Genomic DNA, 17,854 nt, shown 5'->3' with positions numbered 1-17,854 from the left:
ACGTGGAATGGGCAAACACCATTGTACAGGGCATACTGCTCGGCGGACTCTATGCAATGTTCGCGGCAGGACTGTCGCTCATTTTCGGCATCATGCGGCTCGTCAATATCGCCCATGGCGATTTGATCGTCTTGGCTGCCTATGTGGCCCTTCTGGTCACCGAAGCGCTCGGGATCAATCCGCTGCTGTCACTTGTCATTGTCATTCCGGTCATGGCGTTATTCGGCTATGTGTTGCAGCGTGCGATCCTCAATCCAACGCTGGGAGACGATCTCCTCCCGCCCCTTCTTGTCACCTTCGGGTTGTCAATCATCATCCAGAATGGGTTGCTTGAACTCTTCACCGCCGACAGCCGAAAGCTGAATGCCGGACCGATCGAGATCGCGAGCATCCAGATTGCGCAAGGGATTTCGATCGGCATTCTTCCGCTGATCCAATTTCTTGTCGCCATTGCCATTATCGGCACCTTGCAGATTCTGTTCTATCGCACCGCCATCGGCCGCGCCTTCCGCGCGACATCGGACGACCAATCCACTGCGCAATTGATGGGGCTGGACAACCGGCATGTCTTCGGTCTTGCGATGGCGCTCTCGCTTGCCATTGTTGCGGTAGCCGGCGTCTTCCTCGCCGTGCGCACGAATTTCGATCCATCGATCGGGCCTGCGCGGCTTATCTTCGGCTTCGAGGCGGTCATCATCGGCGGCCTCGGTTCGATGTGGGGCACTCTGGCTGGCGGTATCATTCTCGGTGTGTCGCAAGCCATCGGCGCGCAACTCGATCCTGGCTGGAACCTGCTCGCCGGTCATCTGGTGTTTCTCTTCATTCTCGCCGTCCGGCCGCAAGGCCTGTTCCCGAAGGTGCAGTGATGAGCGAGCAAACCTTCACCATCGAACACACGACGCGTTTCAGCCGCATCGGCATGAGCGTTCTTGCCGTGCTTCTCGTCACGCTTGCCGCCGCCCCCTACTGGGCCGATCGGGCCGACCTGCGTCTGCTCGCGGAAATCTTTGCGTATATGGCGCTCGCAAGCCTGTGGAATCTGCTCGCGGGCTACGCCGGTCTCGTATCAGTCGGCCAGCAAGCTTACGTCGGCCTCGGCGCCTATCTCCTTTTCGGACTCTCCATGCTTGCCGGCATTCCGCCGCTCTGGACGATCCCGATCGCGAGCGTCGCGTCGGCGCTTGTTGCAATACCGGTGGCGCTGCTGATGTTTCGCCTGCGTGGACATTATTTTGCAATCGGCACCTGGGTTGTGGCCGAGGTGTTTCGTCTGTTTGCTTCGCAAGTTTCTGCTTTAGGCGGCGGATCTGGCACGAGCCTGCCGGCCCAGATCGTGGTGTCGATGGCGGAAACGCGTCAGCTGCGTGAATTCCTCATTTATTGGGTATCGCTTGCCTTGCTCGCCGCAATCCTCGGCATCATCGTGATCTTGCTGCGATCGCGCTATGGCCTCGCGCTCACCGCGATCCGCGACAATGAGACGGCTGCACTCTCGAACGGTATCGATGTGAAACGTATCAAGCTGATCGTTTACATCATCACCGCCGGCGCGACCGCAGCGATCGGAGCACTGATATTCCTGCAAAAACTGCGCATTTCGCCCGACACCGCTTTCAGCATCAATGACTGGACCGCGTTCGTGATCTTTATCACCGTCATTGGCGGCATAGGGCGACTGGAAGGCCCGATCATCGGCACGATCGTCTTCTTCGTTCTGCGGCAAACCATGTCCGATCTCGGCGCGTTATATTTGCTGATGCTCGGACTTGTTGCTATTGCGGTCATGTTGAAGGCCCCAAAGGGGCTGTGGGGCTATGTCGCCGATCGTTATGGCTGGCAATTATTTCCCTTGGCGCGACACGTGGTGATGGCGGGCGCCGACAAAAAAAATGACCGTGTCGAAATGTAGAGAATGGGAGCGTGGTGGGTGCACAAGGATTCGAACCTTGGACCCGCTGATTAAGAGTCAGCTGCTCTACCAACTGAGCTATGCACCCGGGCCACTTACTCGCCCATAAGGCGAAAGCGCGGTCCGTTTAGCAAAGCAGAGGCTGGGTGTCCAGCAATGCCGGGCTTTGATTCGGGGATAAAGCCTGTAGGCCCCCTAGTCTCGGCTAGCGGCCGACAATCGGGGCCTTTTCGTCTGGATCCGGCCGGCGGTGCAGTTCCTCCGTCTTGCGGTCGCGGAGGCGGTCCACCTCTGGGCTCCGGCGTTTCCGCCAGACGAAAAGGCCATAAAGAAGCCCAAGGCCGAGCAACACAACCGCCCCAACGTCGACGATAATCCACATCCATCCGCCGGCTTCGCCACTCATAATTGCACTCCCTGTATTGCACTCCCTGTGCCGCATCGGCCGGCCGAAGTCGGCCATTGGACATCAAACGCGCGAGCAAGACCGATCGATCCAACACAGGTTTCAGGGGCGCGCGGGGTGACCATACCCGTCTTCGGCAAAAGAAAAGGCCGCCGGGCGGGGGTCCCGGCGGCCTCCTGCGTCACGGCGATCGGGGGCTGGGGGCTTTAAGTGATCGCCGCTACGAACTGTTCTTGGCCTGTTATCGATGTCGGCCTCGACGGCCCATGCCATGCGGTCGCATCACTTGGCGGCCGAGGACCTCGAGCCGCCGCTTCTGCGCATCATCGAGGCTGCGATACAGCGGTTCCGAGGCGTCCGCGAGACGCTTCAGCGCAGCACCCCGGTTGCTCATCGCCTCCGAAGCATTGCGGAGCCTCTGGATCGGATCGGGACGCTCATCCGATTCTCGTCGCTGACGGCGCTGTTCCATCGCCTGCGCCCGCTCCTTGGCAAGATCGCGAAGAGCGCTCTCCACCGGCGGCCAATTCTTTTCCTGATCGGCATTCAGCCGCAAGCCCGCACGCAGTGCAGCAATCCGCGCATCGACGAACGCAGCCCGGTCATCAGGAGACAGGCGCGCGCCGCGATCCCCTGTGCCGCGCTCGCTGCGCACGCCATCGGTAGACGGTGCAGATTGCTGCGCAAGGGCAGCCGACGACAACACCATGCTGGCTGCGACAAGCCCGATCGGGATTTTCCGGAACATTGCCCTCTCCTTAACCGCGATTGCAGCGGCCCTCGAAAGCTAACGCCAATATGGCGATCCACAACTTAATTATCGGACAGGTTTCAGGCTCGCGCCGATGGAACCCGCGCGGCGATTTGCCACTTTACCGCCGCTTTTTGCGGCAGCGCCGGCCGCAGGATCGGCTTACACTCCAGACCATCACCGTGGATCGGCAATGCCGGGTCCTGCGGATAAAAAGATATCGTCAGGGAGGATAAACATGATGAAGAACATGAAGGACGGACTCCGTCCCGCTGTCTCCGCCGCAACACTCGCGGCCGCTCTCATTTTGGTATCAGCGCCGCTCGCGCAGTCGCAGGAGCGAAAATCGATTCGCTGGTCCACATCCAGCGTCGATTCCTATGGCTACAAGGTCGCCGCCGCGATGGTGAAGATCGCGGAAGAGGCGCTCGGCGGCGAATATACGATCACGGTCAATCCGTATCCGGCAACAACGGCGGCCATGAAGGCTGCGATGGATGGCACCGGCGAGATCGGTTACACCGCCGATGTCGGCATGACCCAGCTCTATGCGGGCGAAGGCGGCTTCAAGAATTACACCCCAGCGAAAAGCAAACTGGTTCACACCTGGTACGCGTATCCGATGGAATCCTTTATGGCGGTGCCGGCCGACAAAGCCGCACAATTCAAATGCCTGAAGGATCTGAGCGGCAAGCCCACCTTCTTCACGCCCGCCGGCTTCATGAACTGGCTGAATTTCCAGCGCATGTACAAAGCGCTCGGCTACGACTTCAAGCATGTGCAGATCGATCCCAAAACGCAGTCTGACGCGCTGAAGGGCGGCACGATCGCAGGGTCCGTGGCCTATACGACCGCGGGGCGTTCGCTCGCGCCGTACTGGAAGGAAACCGATGTCCGCATGGACGTGAAGATCGTCAATCCCTGCCCCGACGAAATCGCAAAGCTACAATCAGCAGGTCTCGTGGTTGCCGATGTCGATCCGAAAGTCTTCACCAAGGACGTCGGAGTCGACGGCATCAAGGCGGTGCCGATCCTGTTCGGCTACAATATGCGTGCCGACATGCCGGAGGACGTGGTCTACAAGCTCCTGAACGCCTTCTACAAAAATCGCGATGCGCTCGCGAAGGCCGATCCGGGCTTTGCCTCGATGGCAAAGGACTTCGTCGGCATGCAGGTCAACGGCATCAAGGCCAATCCGGATATTCCGGTCCATGCCGGACTCGCGAGGTTTCTGAAAGAACACAAAGCCTGGGACGACAAGTGGAAGATCGCGACCAGCGCGAGCTAGGCGGACGATCGATTGATCATTGGGGGCGAGGTCGATGCGCGGGCAGGCGCATTCCCTCGCCCCGTTGACCTGCGGCCACCGGCAATGCGGCAGTGATGACGCCGCGCGTAAAGACGTGGCGAAAGGCACAGAACAACAAGAAGCATTAAGAAGCGAGGGGACCAGACGATGACATCGTTCGAGGGAATCAAGAGGCAGTTCAGCCTCAACAATCTGATCCTGCTTTTCTCAACCGTGCTGTTGTGCTGGCTGCTCTGGTATTTCTACACGGGATCGGGCGGCCCGCAGGAACTGGTGGCTCACCTGATTCCAATCACTGTCATCCTGCAAACCCTGTTCATGTACCGCGAAGGATATCTTTACCCCTGGCTGCCGCCGCGCGTGAACGATGCCATCATCGTGATCTATCTCGCCATCGCGGCTTATGCCTTCTGGCATTTCTTCTGGGAATTCGAAGAGATCGCGATCTACCGCCAGGGCTCCTATACGCGCGAGGATTTCGTCTGCGGCTTGCTGATGTTCCTACTGGTGATGGAACTGTCGCGGCTGGCGCATCCGGCGCTGTTCTGGATCAACTTGGTCCTCGTTTTCTACACGCTGTACGGCTACCTCAGCCCGTTCGACTTCTTCTGGCATCCAGGCACCTCGTTCTACCGGATCGTCACATCGAGCACGGTCGAGATGTCGACCGGCATCTACGGCATCTACGGACAGATCGCGCTCACCGTGATTGCGGCCTTTCTGCTGCTGGCCGCGGCCGCACGCGGATTCGGCGCTCAAAGCGCCATGATCAACGTGATGCGCAGGCTCGCCGGCCGGTCCCGTCAGATGGTGCCGCAAACCGCAGTGCTGGGCTCGCTTGCAGTCGGCACCATTTCCGGCAGCGGCTCGGCCAATGCGGTGGTGGTGGGAAGCATCACCATTCCGCTGATGAAGCGCTACGGCGTTCCGGGCGCATTTGCGGCTGCAGTGGAGACTGCCGCGTCGATGGGCGGCCTGCTGATGCCGCCGCTGATGGGCATCGGCGCGTTCCTGATGTCGGAATTCCTCGGCGTGCCCTATTGGGACGTTGTCGCCCGCGGCTTCGCGCTAGCAGCCGTCTATTACGTTTCGCTGGCACTGGCAGTTTATCTTCTTTGCGTGCGGCTGCTGCCCCGCGACGAGATCACCTCGCCACCGGTCGTTACCTACGATCAGGTGAAGACCTCAATCTTCTTCGTCTCGGTGCTCTTTCTGATTTTCCTGATGGGATATGCTGGCACCGGCGAGTTGCTGGCCGCGCTTTACACGGCCGCCTTCATGTTCGCATTCCTGATGCTGAACTTCCTCTATTTCAAGCATGTCCTGAAGGATCCCGAAGTCGCCAAGGAGACGCTGCTCGGCAACATCAGGCTCAGCATCGAGACGCATGGCGACATGACGTCCTATCTGACGCTGCTCTTGGCAACGCTCGGCATCATGATCGGCCTGTTCACAGTCACGGGCTTCATCAACCGCATGGGCGCGACGCTGCTCGACCTCGGATCGTGGAACATCCTTGCCATGATCGCGATGGCCTACATTTTCGGCTGGCTGGTCGGCGCCGGCCTTCCGCCCACGGCGACCTATATCATCGGCGCCGTCATCATCGTGCAGCCGCTGGTGTCTCTCGGCGTCAACCCGTGGGTGGCGCATTTCTTCGTGTTCCTGATTTCGGTCTGGGGCGAGCTGTCGCCGCCGACATCGCTGACGGCAGCGATATCAGCCCGCATCGCGGAAGCATCGTTCATGAAGACGATGTGGGAAGCACTGAAGATCTGCCTGCCGATCACGCTGATGACGTTTGCGATCTTCGCCCGTTCGAACATGGTGGTCACGACCGGCTGGCTGCAGGTCGTCGATACATTGCTGGTGCTGATCGGCACTTCCGCCATTGCCTTCGCGATGTTCGGCCGCTTCTCAGCCCATGCCGGAAGCGATATCGCGCTAAGGCTTGTTCTGGCAGTGATTGCGGCCTTCGTGCTGTTCCTCCCGAACGACACATGGGCCCTGATGGCATCGCCCTTCTGCGCCATCCTGCTGCTCGCGGGGCTCATGCGCCACCACATCGTGGCGCCGCCGGCTATTCGCCCGGCAGAATCAGCTGACACCACTCAGGACCTGTCGGCTCTGATGATGGAAGCCAAACGCGAGATGTAAAAAGAAAAGGGCCGCTGGAAAGCGGCCCTCATAACGCATCATGCGATATGCGAGTGACGCTACTCGAAGCGGGCCGCGAGACTTGCGAATCCCATTGAGCGGGCAAGCTGGATGGCTTCGCGCTTCTGGTCCGGATCGAGCGACTTCACCAGCGGACGCGCGGCGGCAACCAGCCGGCCCATCGAACCTGCATTCGACGCAATCTCACCAACACGATTGCGCACGCGGCGGACCAGCCCGGGCCGCTGTTCTTGGTCAGTTTCAGCGCGCTCATTATCACGCGCCATCGCACGCAGGGCCGCTTCGACGCGCGGCCAGTGTTTGTGTTGCTCCGGCGTCAGACGCAGAGCCGATTTGAAGCGCGAAATACCACTTTCCAGCTCGGGATTTGCTGATTGGGCATTCGCCTGAACCGACCCCGCAAAAACCAATGCGAACAGGCCGGCGATCAACGCCTTCCACATCAAGTCAACTCCACGTTTTTTATGATTGCTGCGGCGCGGGATACCGCATCGGAGGGCGACAAACAACCCAAACGGGAAAAGGTTCGTGGTTAAAATGATCAAGAAATCTTTCAGAAACTCTCGGATAATGCGGCCCTAATGGGGCAGATGATCAGAGGCCCGGCAAATGCTGCGCCTCTGATCGATCTTTAAGCTTACTGCGCCGAATGCTGGGCGTGGGTCCGGGCGCCGCGGGCGGTCAGCTTGTTCAGGGCGCCGAGGTAGGCCTTGGCCGAGGCCACCAGCGTATCGGGGTCGGCACCGCGCGAGGTCACCGCATAATCGCCCTGCGCCAGCCGCACCGACACCTCTGCCTGCGCGTCGGTGCCTTCGGTCACGGCATGGACCTGATACAGCTCCAGCGTCGCCTCATGCGGGATGATCGCCTTGATGGCATTGAAGGTCGCGTCCACGGGGCCGTTGCCGGTCGCCTGGATGGTCTGATGCCGGCCGTCGATATCGAGCTCCAGCGTCGCCGATTGCGGCCCGCGCGTGCCGGCAATCACCGTCAGCGCCACCAGCTTGATGCGGTCCTGCGCGGTGGCGATTTCCTCATCGACCAGCGCCTCGATGTCTTCGTCGTAGATGTGCTTCTTGCGGTCGGCCAGCGCCTTGAAGCGCGTGAACGCATCTTCCAACTGGTTCGCACCCAGCTTGTAGCCGAGCTCTTCCAGCTTGTGCACGAAGGCGTGGCGGCCGGAATGCTTGCCCATGACCAGCGAGGTCTGTTTCACGCCGACCGATTCCGGCGTCATGATCTCGTAGGTCTGGGTATTCTTCAGCATGCCGTCCTGGTGGATGCCGGATTCATGCGCGAACGCATTCCGGCCGACAATCGCCTTGTTGTATTGCACCGGGAACGAGGTCGCGGCCGAGACCAGCTTCGACGCCCGCGTCAGCATCGTCGCGTCGATATTGGTCCAGTACGGCAACACGTCATTGCGCGTCTGGATCGCCATAACGACTTCTTCCAGCGCGGCATTGCCGGCCCGCTCGCCGATGCCGTTGATGGTGCATTCGATCTGCCGCGCACCGCCCATCACGCCGGCCAGCGAGTTCGCCACCGCCATGCCGAGGTCGTCGTGGCAATGCACCGAGAACACCGCCTTGTCGGCATTCGGCACACGTTCGCGCACCATGCGGAACAACGCCGCATATTCCTCAGGCGTCGTATAGCCAACGGTGTCCGGGATATTGATCGTGGTCGCGCCGGCCTTGATCGCGGCCTCGACGCAGCGGCAGAGGAAATCGTGCTCGGTGCGGGTGCCGTCTTCCGACGACCATTCCACGTCGTCAGTGTGGTTGCGGGCGCGCGTCACCTGCGCGATCACCATCTCATAGACCTCATGCGGCTCCTTCTGGAGCTTGTATTTCATGTGCACGGGCGAGGTGGACAGGAAGGTGTGGATCCGCCTGCGCGCAGCCGGCTTGATCGCCTCGGCGCAGCGATCGATATCCTTCGGCGCCGCGCGAGAGAGGCCGCAGATCACCGCATTCTTGCTGCGCTTGGCGATCTCGTGAACAGCGGCGAAATCGCCTTCCGAGGCGATCGGAAAACCGGCCTCGATGATGTCGACGCCCATCTCGTCGAGCAGGCTGGCGACTTCCAGCTTCTCCTCGTGGGTCATGGTGGCGCCGGGGCATTGCTCGCCGTCGCGCAAAGTGGTGTCGAAGATGACGACGCGGTCCTTGTCGGACTTGGTGGCCGTGGTCATGAAATCTGGTCCTTCGTCTCGCATGCGCCTCTCGTCGGGCGCTCATTGGGGGTTTTGCTCGTCAAACTCCCCTGAGTGCCCAGGCGCATGCGCCCAGCCGGCCCTCAGGGGCAACTAAGAAGAAGCAGACCGCCAAGAATGAGGGCAGCACCGGACAGGGCGTTCACCGCCCTCCGTTCCGTCGCGCGCATATCGAAGCGCTGTGACATGTGCCAAAACCTCGAAAAGCCAGTCCCGAAGGTGCCTCAGACCGGTAAACCCGGCGTTAACCCCAAGGGATAGGGCCGCTATGTAGCGGACCTTGCCACCCTCCTGCAAGGCCCGGCGGCTGCTTTATCTGGCCGGCCAAGCCGGGAGGGGGCATCCTCAACGGCGTGTCATAGGTGGCAATCCAAGGGAAAAGCCGTCCGCACCGTTCACCCGGGCGAGGTGGCGGCTCAGCTCGCGGCCTTATCGTTGCCTTTTCTTTTGCCGTTCTTGCCCGGCACATCCGCCGCCAGTGCGACCCTTGCCGTCTGCAATTCGGCGCGGGTGGCGTCATCGACGACGGGGTAATGCAGACCGAGGCTCTCCAGCCCTTCCACCATTGCGGACGCAACGACGAGCCGCGAGAACCATTTCTTGTCGGCCGGCACCACGAACCACGGCGCATAATCACGGCTGGTTTCGCGGATCATCTCTTCATAATAACGCATGTAATCGTCGAACAGCTTGCGCTCCTCAACATCTCCGAACGAGAATTTCCAGTTCTTCGATGGATCGTCGATCCGTTCGAGGAAGCGCTTGGCCTGCTCTTCCTTCGAGACATGCAGGAAGAACTTCATGATCAGCGTGCCATTGCGCGCCTGATATTTCTCGAACGCGCGAATGTCCTCGAAACGCTCTTTCCAAATGTCCTTGCCGACCAGCTTCGGTGGCAGTTTCTGGCGCGCCAGAATTTCCGGATGCGCGCGCACCACCAGCACCTCTTCATAATAGGAACGGTTGAAGATGCCGATACGGCCACGCTCCGGCATGCAGATGGTGGTCCGCCACATGAAATCGTGATCGAGCTCCTGTGAACTCGGCGCCTTGAAGGAAAAAATCTGGCAGCCTTGCGGATTGATGCCCGACATCACGTGCTTGATCACGCCATCCTTGCCGGCCGCATCCATCGCCTGAAACACCGACAGAATCGCCCAGCGATCCTGCGCATAGAGCATGTCCTGCAGATCGGAGAGACGCTTGATGCTGTCCTTCAGCATATCCTTGGCCTCATCCTTTTCGATATCGAGGCCGCAGCAATCGCCGGTATCGTAATCGGCCAGTCTGAACTTGTCGGGATTGTCGATGCGGAAACGGTCAGCGAGGTTTTCGAGCTTCATGGTCTTCGCTTTATGCTGACGAAGCGCTGTCGGCACGCCTCGGTTGTTTCAGAAATAGATCGTGCGAAAGAATGTCTGCACGAAGGCCGGCATTTTATCGTTCAGATCGGCAAGGCTGCGCACGATGGCGGCGCCGGCGAGTTCCGGCTCCTCCTCGCTCGCGATGTGATCCATGATCCGCGCACGAAGCTGTTCCGCGGTTTCCCGCGCGCGCATGGGTTTGAGCAATGCAATCAAAGACTGTCCCGGCACGCAATGCCAGCCGGCATCGATATCGAAATCGGATGGCGCAAGCCCGGTCTCCTCCTGCACCTCGCGGCGCACGCTCAATTCCAGATCGACTCGCGAACCAACGAGATCGCTCGGGTCCGGCGTGCCGCCCGGGAAATAGATCTTCCCGGCATTCATCGTATGCCCGCCCATGATTCCCAGCACATAGCCGCCGTCCGAACCCTGCAAGACGCCAAGCGCAAAGCAGTTTGCGACCGATCGATCCGGAAAGCCGAAATCGCGCAACGCCATGAAGTTTGCGAAGTCGGTTTCGAAATATTGTCCGCGAAGTATCGCGTCGGCGATCTCGCGTTTGTGCATCAGCAATACGCGACCGTTCCACAAAGCCGGCTTCTGCTTTTGCGCGGCTTCGAAATGCGCGGCGATCTCCGCGCTGCGTTCCCGCGCGAAGCCCCAATCATACTCCCCCAATGACAGGTCGAGCGTCTCGATGCGGATCACGTCCTGCGAATACGACACATCATGCCTCGAGATGTCCGTCGCTGACGATGATTGCCGAGCCGCCGATGGTAGCGCGGGTCAGCGCGCCGCTTTCGATCGTCATACCAAGCTCGATCTGGCTCGGCCGTCCCATCTCGTATCCCTGCTCGATCACGAAACGATGCGAACCGTCCTCCGGCCGCGTCGTTTCGGCAATCAGGCCGGCAAAGGCTGCCACAGCGGCCCCGGTTGCCGGATCTTCGCGTATGCCCAGTTTCGGCGCAAACATGCGGGCATGGAAATGGTGAGCGTGGTCGCTGGTTTCTCCGCAAAACAGATAGGCGACGCTGCGGCCGTTCTTCCCGAATGCACCGTCAAAATGTGAAGCGTCGGGCGTTGCACGCGCGATGGACTCAAGATCGCGCACCGGGATGAAATTCACCGCCACGCCCGCAGACCAGGCGGATGGCTCGCCAAAACCGATATCGCTCGCGTTCAGGCCGAGCGCCGCCATCGCTGCTTCTCCACTGGGCGCCCCTTCGAGCTTTTCCGGCAGGCGCGGCAACACGAAGCTGGCATGACCATGCTCCCTCCCCTTCGGCTCGACCGTGCAGTGCACGAGGCCGACCGTCTCTTCGAGCACGAGATCATGTGCACCGAGGTTGTAACCGCTCATGCAGCCGAGCAGCACCGCGGTACCGACCGTTGGATGTCCGGCAAACGGCAATTCGGTTTGCGGCGTGAAGATGCGCAGCAAGGCGCGATGCCTCTCATTTGCCGGCTGCATGACGAACACCGTTTCGGCGAGATTGAACTCGCGTGCGATCGCCTGCATATCGGATTTTTCGAGGCCGTCAGATTCCAGCACCACCGCCAGCGGATTGCCGGTGAAACGATTTTCGGTGAACACATCAAGGGTAACAAAACGACGGCGCATGCGATCACTTTCAGTTTTCCGCTCGTCGCCGCCAACGGGTCCGCGCACAGCGCGGCCTGATGACAGGCTCCGGCGGGGACCCATTTTTTTACGCTGGATTCCCGCCTTCGCGGGAATGAGCGGCTCGCTTGATCTACCCCACCTTCACCGGTTCGAACAGCGTTGAAGGTTTCACGAACTCCTCCTGCGCCTCGACCAGCAGGATTTCACGCGCCTCCCGCTCGGCGGTCATCTTCAGCACCCCAAAAAGCGACGACCCCGCTTTGGCCAAAGCGTCGGCCGTCGCCATGCCGCGCATCAGATGCGCGAAAAACAACGCGGCGACGGCATCGCCGGCACCGTTCACGCTGATCGGCAGCAGCGGCGTGCGCAGGCGAAAGGCTCCGTCGCGGCCCGACGCCATGATCTCGATGCAATGGTCCGGCGTTTCATCGGTCTGGACCGATGTCACCAGCAGCGAACCGATGCCGAGCGCGTGCAGCCAATCGATCGCCGCCAGCAGGCCGTCCACAATCCCGGTATCGAGGCCGGACAACAGACCAAGCTCGAACTGATTGGGCGTTGCCACATCGGCCATCACCAATGCCTTGTTGCGGATGAATTCGGGGATGCCTTCGCGGACATAGATGCCTGTATCGACGTCGCCGATCACCGGATCGCAGCAATAACGCGCGGCCGGATTGGCGCGCTTCACGCGCGCCACGGCATCGAGGATTGCTTCGCCGATTTCGGCCGATCCCATATAGCCGGAGAGCACGCCGTCGCAGCCTGAGAGCACGCCGCGGTCCTCGATGCCCTGCACCACCTCGCGGATATGATCGGCGCCGAACACCTCCCCGGCCCAGGCGCCGTAGCCAGTGTGATTGGAGAACTGCACGGTGTTGACCGGCCACACTTCGACGCCGATCCGCTGCAGCGGAAACACCGCCGCGGCATTGCCGACATGACCATAGGCGACGTGAGACTGAATGGAGAGGATATTCATTGCTGACTTGCTGGACCCGCCGCGTTCATTCTTGCCGCGTGAGCCCAGGATATACCCGACTCGTGATGACAAACCCAACCATGACGAGCCGACTTCGATCATAAAAGCTGATCTGCCTCGGGACGGGTCACGGCTATCGATCCGGAAACGCACGTGAATAGATTTACATCAAGTTCATGCTGCTTATGTTTCTCTGACTTGACACTTTCTCAAGCCGGGCCGGCTCAAGGTCACTGCCGAGCGTTTGACCTGTTTATGGTTCACCCGACTTGGAGCTGGCATGCGAGCCGCGTCCCTGCGCAACGTCAGTCGCCGGAGGTTTCTGGCGACAACGGCGATCGCGACGATCCTCGGCGTCGCTGGCGCGCATGCACGGTCCATTTCCGGCAGCCTTCCGTGGCAACCCGGCGTGGCCGATCCTCCAACGCCCGTGCGGCCCGACCCCTGGCAATTCTTCACACATGATGAAGCGATCGCGATCGAGGCGATCCTCGACAGACTGATTCCGCAAGACGACCTCGGTCCGGGCGCCAAAGCGGCCGGCTGTGCCGTGTATATCGATCGATTGCTGGCCGGGCCGTTCGGCGATGCGCGCCGGCTTTACATGAAGCCACCCTTCTTAAAGGCGCTACCGCAGCAGGGCCCGCAATCGCCCATTCGGCCGGCATCACGTTACCGCGGCGGGTTGGCAGCACTCGACACGTATTGCCGCGCCAATTTCGGGGAGAAATCTTTCGCCGAACTCACGCCTGAACAGCAGGACACGATCCTGCGCGGCCTGGAAGAGAAGACAATCCAGCTCCCCAATGTCGACGGTCCGGAGTTCTTCGAGCAGGTTCTGCAGCATACGCTCGAAGGGTTTTTCGCCGATCCGATTTACGGCGGCAATCGCGAGATGGTGAGCTGGAAGCTCGTTGGTTTTCCCGGCGCGCGTTACGACTACCGGGACTTCGTCAAAAAACACAACGAACGCTATCCGCTTCCGCCCGTGAGCATTCTCGGGCGCACGGACTGGATAGCGCAGAGGTAGCGAGCATGGCAAAGCGGCTCCCGGCCAAAGATGTTGTCATTATCGGGCTTGGATGGACCGGGTCGATCCTCGCCAATGAGTTGACCGATGAAGGCCTCGACATCGTCGCGATAGAGCGCGGTCCCTGGCGCGATACGGCATCCGATTTCAACATCGGTTATATCCAGGATGAATTGCGCTATGCGGTCCGGCAGGATCTGTTTTTGCGTCCGGCGCAGGACACGCCCACCTTCCGCAACAATGCGGATCAGCAGGCTTTGCCGATCCGGCAATTCGGCTCATTCCTTCCCGGCAATGGGGTCGGCGGAGCGGGCGTCCACTGGAATGGGCAGACCTGGCGCTTCCTGCCGAGCGATTTTCGTTGTCGCAGCCATCTTGCCGAACGCTATGGCGCCAATTCCATTCCCGATGAACTGACCATTCAGGATTGGGGCATCACCTATGAGGAGCTAGAACCCTATTATGACAAGTTCGATTACCTCGCAGGGATATCCGGCAAAGCCGGAAACATAAAAGGCCAGCTCCAAGACGGCGGCAATCCGTTCGAAGGCGCGCGCAGCCGCGATTTTCCGCTGCCGCCGCTCGACATGACCTATGGGCCGACGCTATTCGCAGAGGGCGCGCGCACCGTCGGTTATCATCCCTTCCCGACGCCGGCCGCCAACGCCTCACGGCCCTATACCAATACGCTCGGCGTCAATATGGGCCCGTGTACTTATTGCGGGTTCTGCGAACGCTTCGGCTGCGCCAATTATTCCAAAGCGAGCCCGCAAACGACGGTTTTGCCGGTCTTGATGCGTAAGTCGAATTTCGAGTGCCGCAGCGAATGTGAGGTCACCAGAATCAATCTTGACGGAGCAGGCAAACGCGCGACCGGCGTGACCTACGTCGATTCGCAGGGGCAGGAATGGGAACAGCCAGCCGAAATCGTACTCGTCTGCGCCTTCATCCTGTTTAACGTCCGCATGCTCCTCCTGTCCGGGATTGGACAGCCCTACGATCCACAGAGCGGGACCGGGACAGTCGGGCGCAACTACGCATACCAAACCAATTCCGCGGTCGAGATGTTTTTCGACGACAAGAATTTCAATCCATTCATCGCTACCGGCGCCCTCGGGCAAACGGTCGATAATTTCAACGGCGATAATTTCGATCACGCCGGCCTCGATTTTGTCGGTGGCGGCGGCATTAACTGCATTCCCACGAATGGGCGCCCGATCGGCCGGCATCCGACGCCTCCCGGCACGCCGCGCTGGGGCTCGGCCTGGAAGAAAGCGGTCGCGGACAACTATCTCAGCACGCTTGCCATTACGGTCCAGGGCAGCAGCTATGCGACGCGCGGCAATCATCTCGATCTCGATCCGACCTATACCGATCGCTTCGGACGGCCATTGATGCGGATAACGTTCGATTTCCCCGATAACGACATCCGCATGTCGAATTATGTCACGCGCAAAGCCGAAGAGATCGCCAAGGCTCTCAAACCATGTCAAACCGTGACGTCATTCCGGAAGAAGCCCTATTCCGTCGTTCCCTATCAAAGTACGCACAATACGGGCGGCGCCATCATGGGCAGCGATCCAAAGACCAGCGTCGTCAATAAATATCTGCAAAGCTGGGACGTGCCGAATGTGTTCGTGGTCGGTGCATCGGCTTTTCCGCAAAATGCCGGTTATAATCCGACTGGCACAGTCGGCGCTCTGGCCTTCAAGGCCGCGGACGCCATCCGCACGCTTTATCTCAAAGCTCCAGGGCCGCTGGTGCCGTCATGAAACGGACGCCGTGCACAATCGCCGCAATGCTGTGGCGCTGCACAGTCGCTGCGCTCATGACGCTTGTATTCGGCACAATCATCGCCAAGGCCGATAGTCAATCCTTCGAAACAATCGAGCATGGCCGCTATCTCGCAACACTCGCTGATTGCGTCGCCTGCCACACGGCTCCGGGCGGAAAGCCCTATGCAGGCGGGCTGCCTCTGCAGACACCGTTCGGCACGCTCTACTCACCGAATATCACGCCGGATGAGGAGACCGGCATCGGGGCTTGGACCGATGAGGATTTCATTGCCGCCTTGCATGACGGCATCGGCCGCGGCGGCAAACGTCTTTATCCGGCCATGCCCTATCCAGCCTATACAAAACTGTCTCGCGAAGACGTTCTCGCTATCCGTACATACCTTGCGACGCTGGAGCCGGTGAAAAACGCCGTCGACGTCAATCAATTGCCGTTTCCTTTCAACCAGCGCTCCAGCTTGTTGTTCTGGAACTGGCTGAATTTCAAAGATGGCCGCTTTCAGCCCAATCCGCAAAAGTCGGCAGAATGGAATCGTGGCGCCTATGTCGTTGAAGCGCTCGGTCATTGCGGCACCTGCCACTCGAGCAAGAATATCCTCGGCGGTGACAAGAGCGCAAACTATCTGCAAGGCGCGACGTTAGAGGGTTGGTTGGCTCCTAACATCACGGCCGACCCGCATAAAGGCATCGGCACGTGGTCGGAAAGTGAAATCGTCGAGTATCTGAAGACTGGCGTCAATGATCGCGCCATTGCCTCCGGCCCGATGGCCGACGAGATCATCAATTCAAGCTCGAAGATGATGGATTCGGACGCGCACGCGATCGCCGTCTATCTCAAGGACCTCAAGTCCGGTACAGGAACGCCACCGCAACCGCTCGATCCGAATGATGCACGCATGATCGCTGGTGGCGCAATCTATAAGGATAATTGCGAAGGATGCCACACGAGCGCCGGCGCGGGCATCCCGCGCCTGTTTCCGCGTTTGCGTGGAAACACCGTTGTGCAATCGGATGACATATCGACGATCACCCGCGTGGTGCTGTTGGGCAGCCGTGGCGCCGCGACTGCCGCCGCGCCAACCGGCCCCGCCATGCCATCGTTCGGCTGGCGCCTCAACGACGACAATGTCGCCGCCGTCCTCACCTATATTCGCAATTCATGGGGCAATGCCGCACCGCCCGTCGCATCGTCAGATGTCGGCACGTATCGAAAAAGCGCGAATGCCGGGCAGTGACCACGCTGAGTTTGGCCCGGCATTCGCCAATGATCACTTGGCTTTGGCGGCCTGCTCGACGAACTTGTTGGTGTAGGTCTTCGACAGGTCGATATTCGCCTTGGCCACATCCGGGTTGGACTGGCTGAACACATCCAGCACCGCCTTGGCGCCCTTGGGGTCCATACGGCCGGTCTCCGAATACATCGGCAGCGTCGCCTTCAGTGCTTCGAGATATAGCGCCTTGTCCGCGCCGACGAGTTCGGGCGGCATCTTCGCCATGATTTCTTCCGGCGTATGAGAGTGGATCCATTTCAGTGTGTTGAGGATCGCCGTGGCCAAGCCGAGCGCGGCTTTCGGATTTTTCTCGATCCAGTCGGCCTTGGTATAAAGGGCGCCGCCCGGATACTCGCCACCGAACACATCCAGTGTGTCCTTCTGCGTGCGCGTATCGGTCAGGATGCGCAGTTCCTTGTTGCGGCCCTGCAATTGCGTGATCGCTGGATCGAGCATGATCGCCGCTTCGACCGAGCCCTGCTCCATCGCCGCGACCGCCGTGGCACCAAGACCGATGCCGATCACGCCAACCGAATTCGGATCGACGCCGTTTTTCTTCAGGATGTATTTGAGGAAGTAGTCGGTCGATGAGCCCGGCGCGCTGACGCCGACTTTCAGATTGGCGAGGTCTTTCACCGATTTCACCTTGTCGGCATGTTTGGGCGAGACGACCAGCGCGAAACCGGGATAGCGATCGTAGACCACGATCGATTGCAGCATCTGCCCCTTGGCGGCGAGATTGACGCAATGATCGAAATAGCCGGAGACGACATCGGCGCTGCCGCCGAGCACCGCGGTCAGCGATTGCGAGCCGCCCTTGAAGTCGACCATGTCGACATTCAACCCGGCCCTTTCATATTCGCCAAGCTGCTTTGCCAGCACCGTCGGCAGGTAACACAAACAGGCGGCGCCGCCGACCGCGATGGTGACCTTGGATTGCGCGAAGGCCGCGCCTGACATCAATGCAAGAGCGAACAGCGACGACGCCATCCGCCGGACGATCCGAGCCATCA

The 17,854-nt window shown here is 60.1% G+C and carries 16 protein-coding genes and 1 tRNA gene; 7 read left to right on the top strand and 10 right to left on the bottom strand.

The genetic code is table 11. The annotated features are described in order from the left end of the window. Window positions 1-2 precede the first annotated feature (2 nt). Window positions 3-866, top strand: coding sequence for a branched-chain amino acid ABC transporter permease (locus tag CAK95_RS14840; RefSeq protein WP_086088601.1), 864 nt, complete (start codon window positions 3-5; stop codon window positions 864-866). Continuing rightward, window positions 866-1,909, top strand: coding sequence for a branched-chain amino acid ABC transporter permease (locus CAK95_RS14835; RefSeq protein ID WP_086088600.1), 1,044 nt, complete (start codon window positions 866-868; stop codon window positions 1,907-1,909). The genes CAK95_RS14840 and CAK95_RS14835 overlap by 1 nt, the downstream gene beginning before the upstream one ends. A gap of 12 nt (window positions 1,910-1,921) precedes the next feature. Here CAK95_RS14835 and CAK95_RS14830 read toward each other — a convergent pair. From CAK95_RS14830 to CAK95_RS14820, 3 genes are all read right to left on the bottom strand, one after another. After that, a tRNA-Lys gene (locus CAK95_RS14830) sits at window positions 1,922-1,997 on the bottom strand. 117 nt (window positions 1,998-2,114) lie between these two features. Beyond that, on the bottom strand, window positions 2,115-2,315 hold the full coding sequence (locus tag CAK95_RS14825) for a hypothetical protein (protein WP_086088599.1): 201 nt from the start codon (window positions 2,313-2,315) through the stop codon (window positions 2,115-2,117). Between the two features lie 241 nt (window positions 2,316-2,556). Next, window positions 2,557-3,063 carry a Spy/CpxP family protein refolding chaperone gene (locus CAK95_RS14820; protein ID WP_245303408.1) on the bottom strand — a complete coding sequence of 169 codons (507 nt, stop codon included), beginning with the start codon at window positions 3,061-3,063 and terminating at the stop codon, window positions 2,557-2,559. Between the two features lie 241 nt (window positions 3,064-3,304). Between CAK95_RS14820 and CAK95_RS14815 the strand changes: the two genes are divergently transcribed. Both CAK95_RS14815 and CAK95_RS14810 read left to right on the top strand, forming a co-directional pair. Further along, entirely contained in the window at window positions 3,305-4,354 is a 1,050-nt protein-coding gene (locus CAK95_RS14815) for a TAXI family TRAP transporter solute-binding subunit (protein ID WP_157699632.1), read from the top strand. 168 nt (window positions 4,355-4,522) lie between these two features. Beyond that, complete coding sequence (locus tag CAK95_RS14810) at window positions 4,523-6,532, top strand: TRAP transporter permease (protein WP_086088597.1); 2,010 nt, start codon at window positions 4,523-4,525, stop codon at window positions 6,530-6,532. A gap of 59 nt (window positions 6,533-6,591) precedes the next feature. On the opposite strand, the gene CAK95_RS14805 is transcribed toward CAK95_RS14810, so the two are convergent. The 6 genes from CAK95_RS14805 to pdxY all read right to left on the bottom strand — a co-directional run bounded on the left by CAK95_RS14805 (window position 6,592) and on the right by pdxY (window position 12,747). Continuing rightward, window positions 6,592-6,996 carry a Spy/CpxP family protein refolding chaperone gene (locus tag CAK95_RS14805; RefSeq protein WP_086088596.1) on the bottom strand — a complete coding sequence of 135 codons (405 nt, stop codon included), beginning with the start codon at window positions 6,994-6,996 and terminating at the stop codon, window positions 6,592-6,594. Window positions 6,997-7,190: 194 nt separating this feature from the next. Beyond that, the gene (locus CAK95_RS14800) at window positions 7,191-8,750 is read right to left on the bottom strand and encodes a 2-isopropylmalate synthase (protein ID WP_086091430.1); all 1,560 of its coding nucleotides are present in this window, start codon (window positions 8,748-8,750) and stop codon (window positions 7,191-7,193) included. 437 nt (window positions 8,751-9,187) lie between these two features. Further along, complete coding sequence (locus CAK95_RS14795; RefSeq protein ID WP_086091429.1) at window positions 9,188-10,114, bottom strand: polyphosphate kinase 2 family protein; 927 nt, start codon at window positions 10,112-10,114, stop codon at window positions 9,188-9,190. A 48-nt stretch (window positions 10,115-10,162) separates the two neighbouring features. Next, window positions 10,163-10,864 carry an NUDIX hydrolase gene (locus tag CAK95_RS14790; protein WP_086088595.1) on the bottom strand — a complete coding sequence of 234 codons (702 nt, stop codon included), beginning with the start codon at window positions 10,862-10,864 and terminating at the stop codon, window positions 10,163-10,165. 1 nt (window position 10,865) lies between these two features. Further along, on the bottom strand, window positions 10,866-11,762 hold the full coding sequence (locus CAK95_RS14785) for a PhzF family phenazine biosynthesis protein (RefSeq protein WP_086088594.1): 897 nt from the start codon (window positions 11,760-11,762) through the stop codon (window positions 10,866-10,868). A gap of 133 nt (window positions 11,763-11,895) precedes the next feature. Continuing rightward, window positions 11,896-12,747, bottom strand: a complete 852-nt coding sequence (pdxY, locus tag CAK95_RS14780; RefSeq protein ID WP_086091428.1) for a pyridoxal kinase PdxY — start codon at window positions 12,745-12,747, stop codon at window positions 11,896-11,898. Between the two features lie 280 nt (window positions 12,748-13,027). On the opposite strand from pdxY, the gene CAK95_RS14775 reads away from it, so the two are divergent. The 3 genes from CAK95_RS14775 to CAK95_RS14765 are packed head-to-tail and all read left to right on the top strand — an operon-like array spanning window position 13,028 to window position 16,805. Beyond that, entirely contained in the window at window positions 13,028-13,777 is a 750-nt protein-coding gene (locus tag CAK95_RS14775; protein ID WP_086088593.1) for a gluconate 2-dehydrogenase subunit 3 family protein, read from the top strand. Window positions 13,778-13,782: 5 nt separating this feature from the next. After that, window positions 13,783-15,549, top strand: coding sequence for a GMC family oxidoreductase (locus CAK95_RS14770; protein ID WP_086088592.1), 1,767 nt, complete (start codon window positions 13,783-13,785; stop codon window positions 15,547-15,549). Beyond that, window positions 15,546-16,805 carry a cytochrome c gene (locus CAK95_RS14765; protein WP_245303407.1) on the top strand — a complete coding sequence of 420 codons (1,260 nt, stop codon included), beginning with the start codon at window positions 15,546-15,548 and terminating at the stop codon, window positions 16,803-16,805. Before CAK95_RS14770 ends, CAK95_RS14765 begins: the two co-directional genes overlap by 4 nt. Window positions 16,806-16,838: 33 nt before the next feature. Here the strand turns inward: CAK95_RS14765 and CAK95_RS14760 are convergent, their stop codons facing one another. Beyond that, window positions 16,839-17,852: an ABC transporter substrate-binding protein gene (locus CAK95_RS14760; RefSeq protein WP_086091427.1), complete on the bottom strand. Its 1,014-nt coding sequence runs from the start codon at window positions 17,850-17,852 to the stop codon at window positions 16,839-16,841. Window positions 17,853-17,854 lie beyond the last annotated feature (2 nt).

Source organism: Pseudorhodoplanes sinuspersici, from assembly GCF_002119765.1.
GTDB classification, from domain to species: domain Bacteria; phylum Pseudomonadota; class Alphaproteobacteria; order Rhizobiales; family Xanthobacteraceae; genus Pseudorhodoplanes; species Pseudorhodoplanes sinuspersici.
The sequence above is the reverse complement of the archived record's forward strand: the minus strand, read 5'-3'. Positions and strand labels throughout refer to the sequence as shown.

Excerpts from the sequence above, each read along its gene's own strand:
- CAK95_RS14835 (WP_086088600.1), top strand. The coding sequence starts at position 866 with ATGAGCGAGCAAACCTTCACCATCGAACACACGACGCGTTTCAGCCGC.
- CAK95_RS14825 (WP_086088599.1), bottom strand. The coding sequence starts at position 2,315 with ATGAGTGGCGAAGCCGGCGGATGGATGTGGATTATCGTCGACGTTGGG.
- CAK95_RS14820 (WP_245303408.1), bottom strand. The coding sequence starts at position 3,063 with ATGTTCCGGAAAATCCCGATCGGGCTTGTCGCAGCCAGCATGGTGTTG.
- CAK95_RS14815 (WP_157699632.1), top strand. The coding sequence starts at position 3,305 with ATGATGAAGAACATGAAGGACGGACTCCGTCCCGCTGTCTCCGCCGCA.
- CAK95_RS14810 (WP_086088597.1), top strand. The coding sequence starts at position 4,523 with ATGACATCGTTCGAGGGAATCAAGAGGCAGTTCAGCCTCAACAATCTG.
- CAK95_RS14805 (WP_086088596.1), bottom strand. The coding sequence starts at position 6,996 with ATGTGGAAGGCGTTGATCGCCGGCCTGTTCGCATTGGTTTTTGCGGGG.
- CAK95_RS14800 (WP_086091430.1), bottom strand. The coding sequence starts at position 8,750 with ATGACCACGGCCACCAAGTCCGACAAGGACCGCGTCGTCATCTTCGAC.
- CAK95_RS14795 (WP_086091429.1), bottom strand. The coding sequence starts at position 10,114 with ATGAAGCTCGAAAACCTCGCTGACCGTTTCCGCATCGACAATCCCGAC.
- CAK95_RS14785 (WP_086088594.1), bottom strand. The coding sequence starts at position 11,762 with ATGCGCCGTCGTTTTGTTACCCTTGATGTGTTCACCGAAAATCGTTTC.
- pdxY (WP_086091428.1), bottom strand. The coding sequence starts at position 12,747 with ATGAATATCCTCTCCATTCAGTCTCACGTCGCCTATGGTCATGTCGGC.
- CAK95_RS14775 (WP_086088593.1), top strand. The coding sequence starts at position 13,028 with ATGCGAGCCGCGTCCCTGCGCAACGTCAGTCGCCGGAGGTTTCTGGCG.
- CAK95_RS14770 (WP_086088592.1), top strand. The coding sequence starts at position 13,783 with ATGGCAAAGCGGCTCCCGGCCAAAGATGTTGTCATTATCGGGCTTGGA.
- CAK95_RS14765 (WP_245303407.1), top strand. The coding sequence starts at position 15,546 with ATGAAACGGACGCCGTGCACAATCGCCGCAATGCTGTGGCGCTGCACA.
- CAK95_RS14760 (WP_086091427.1), bottom strand. The coding sequence starts at position 17,852 with ATGGCTCGGATCGTCCGGCGGATGGCGTCGTCGCTGTTCGCTCTTGCA.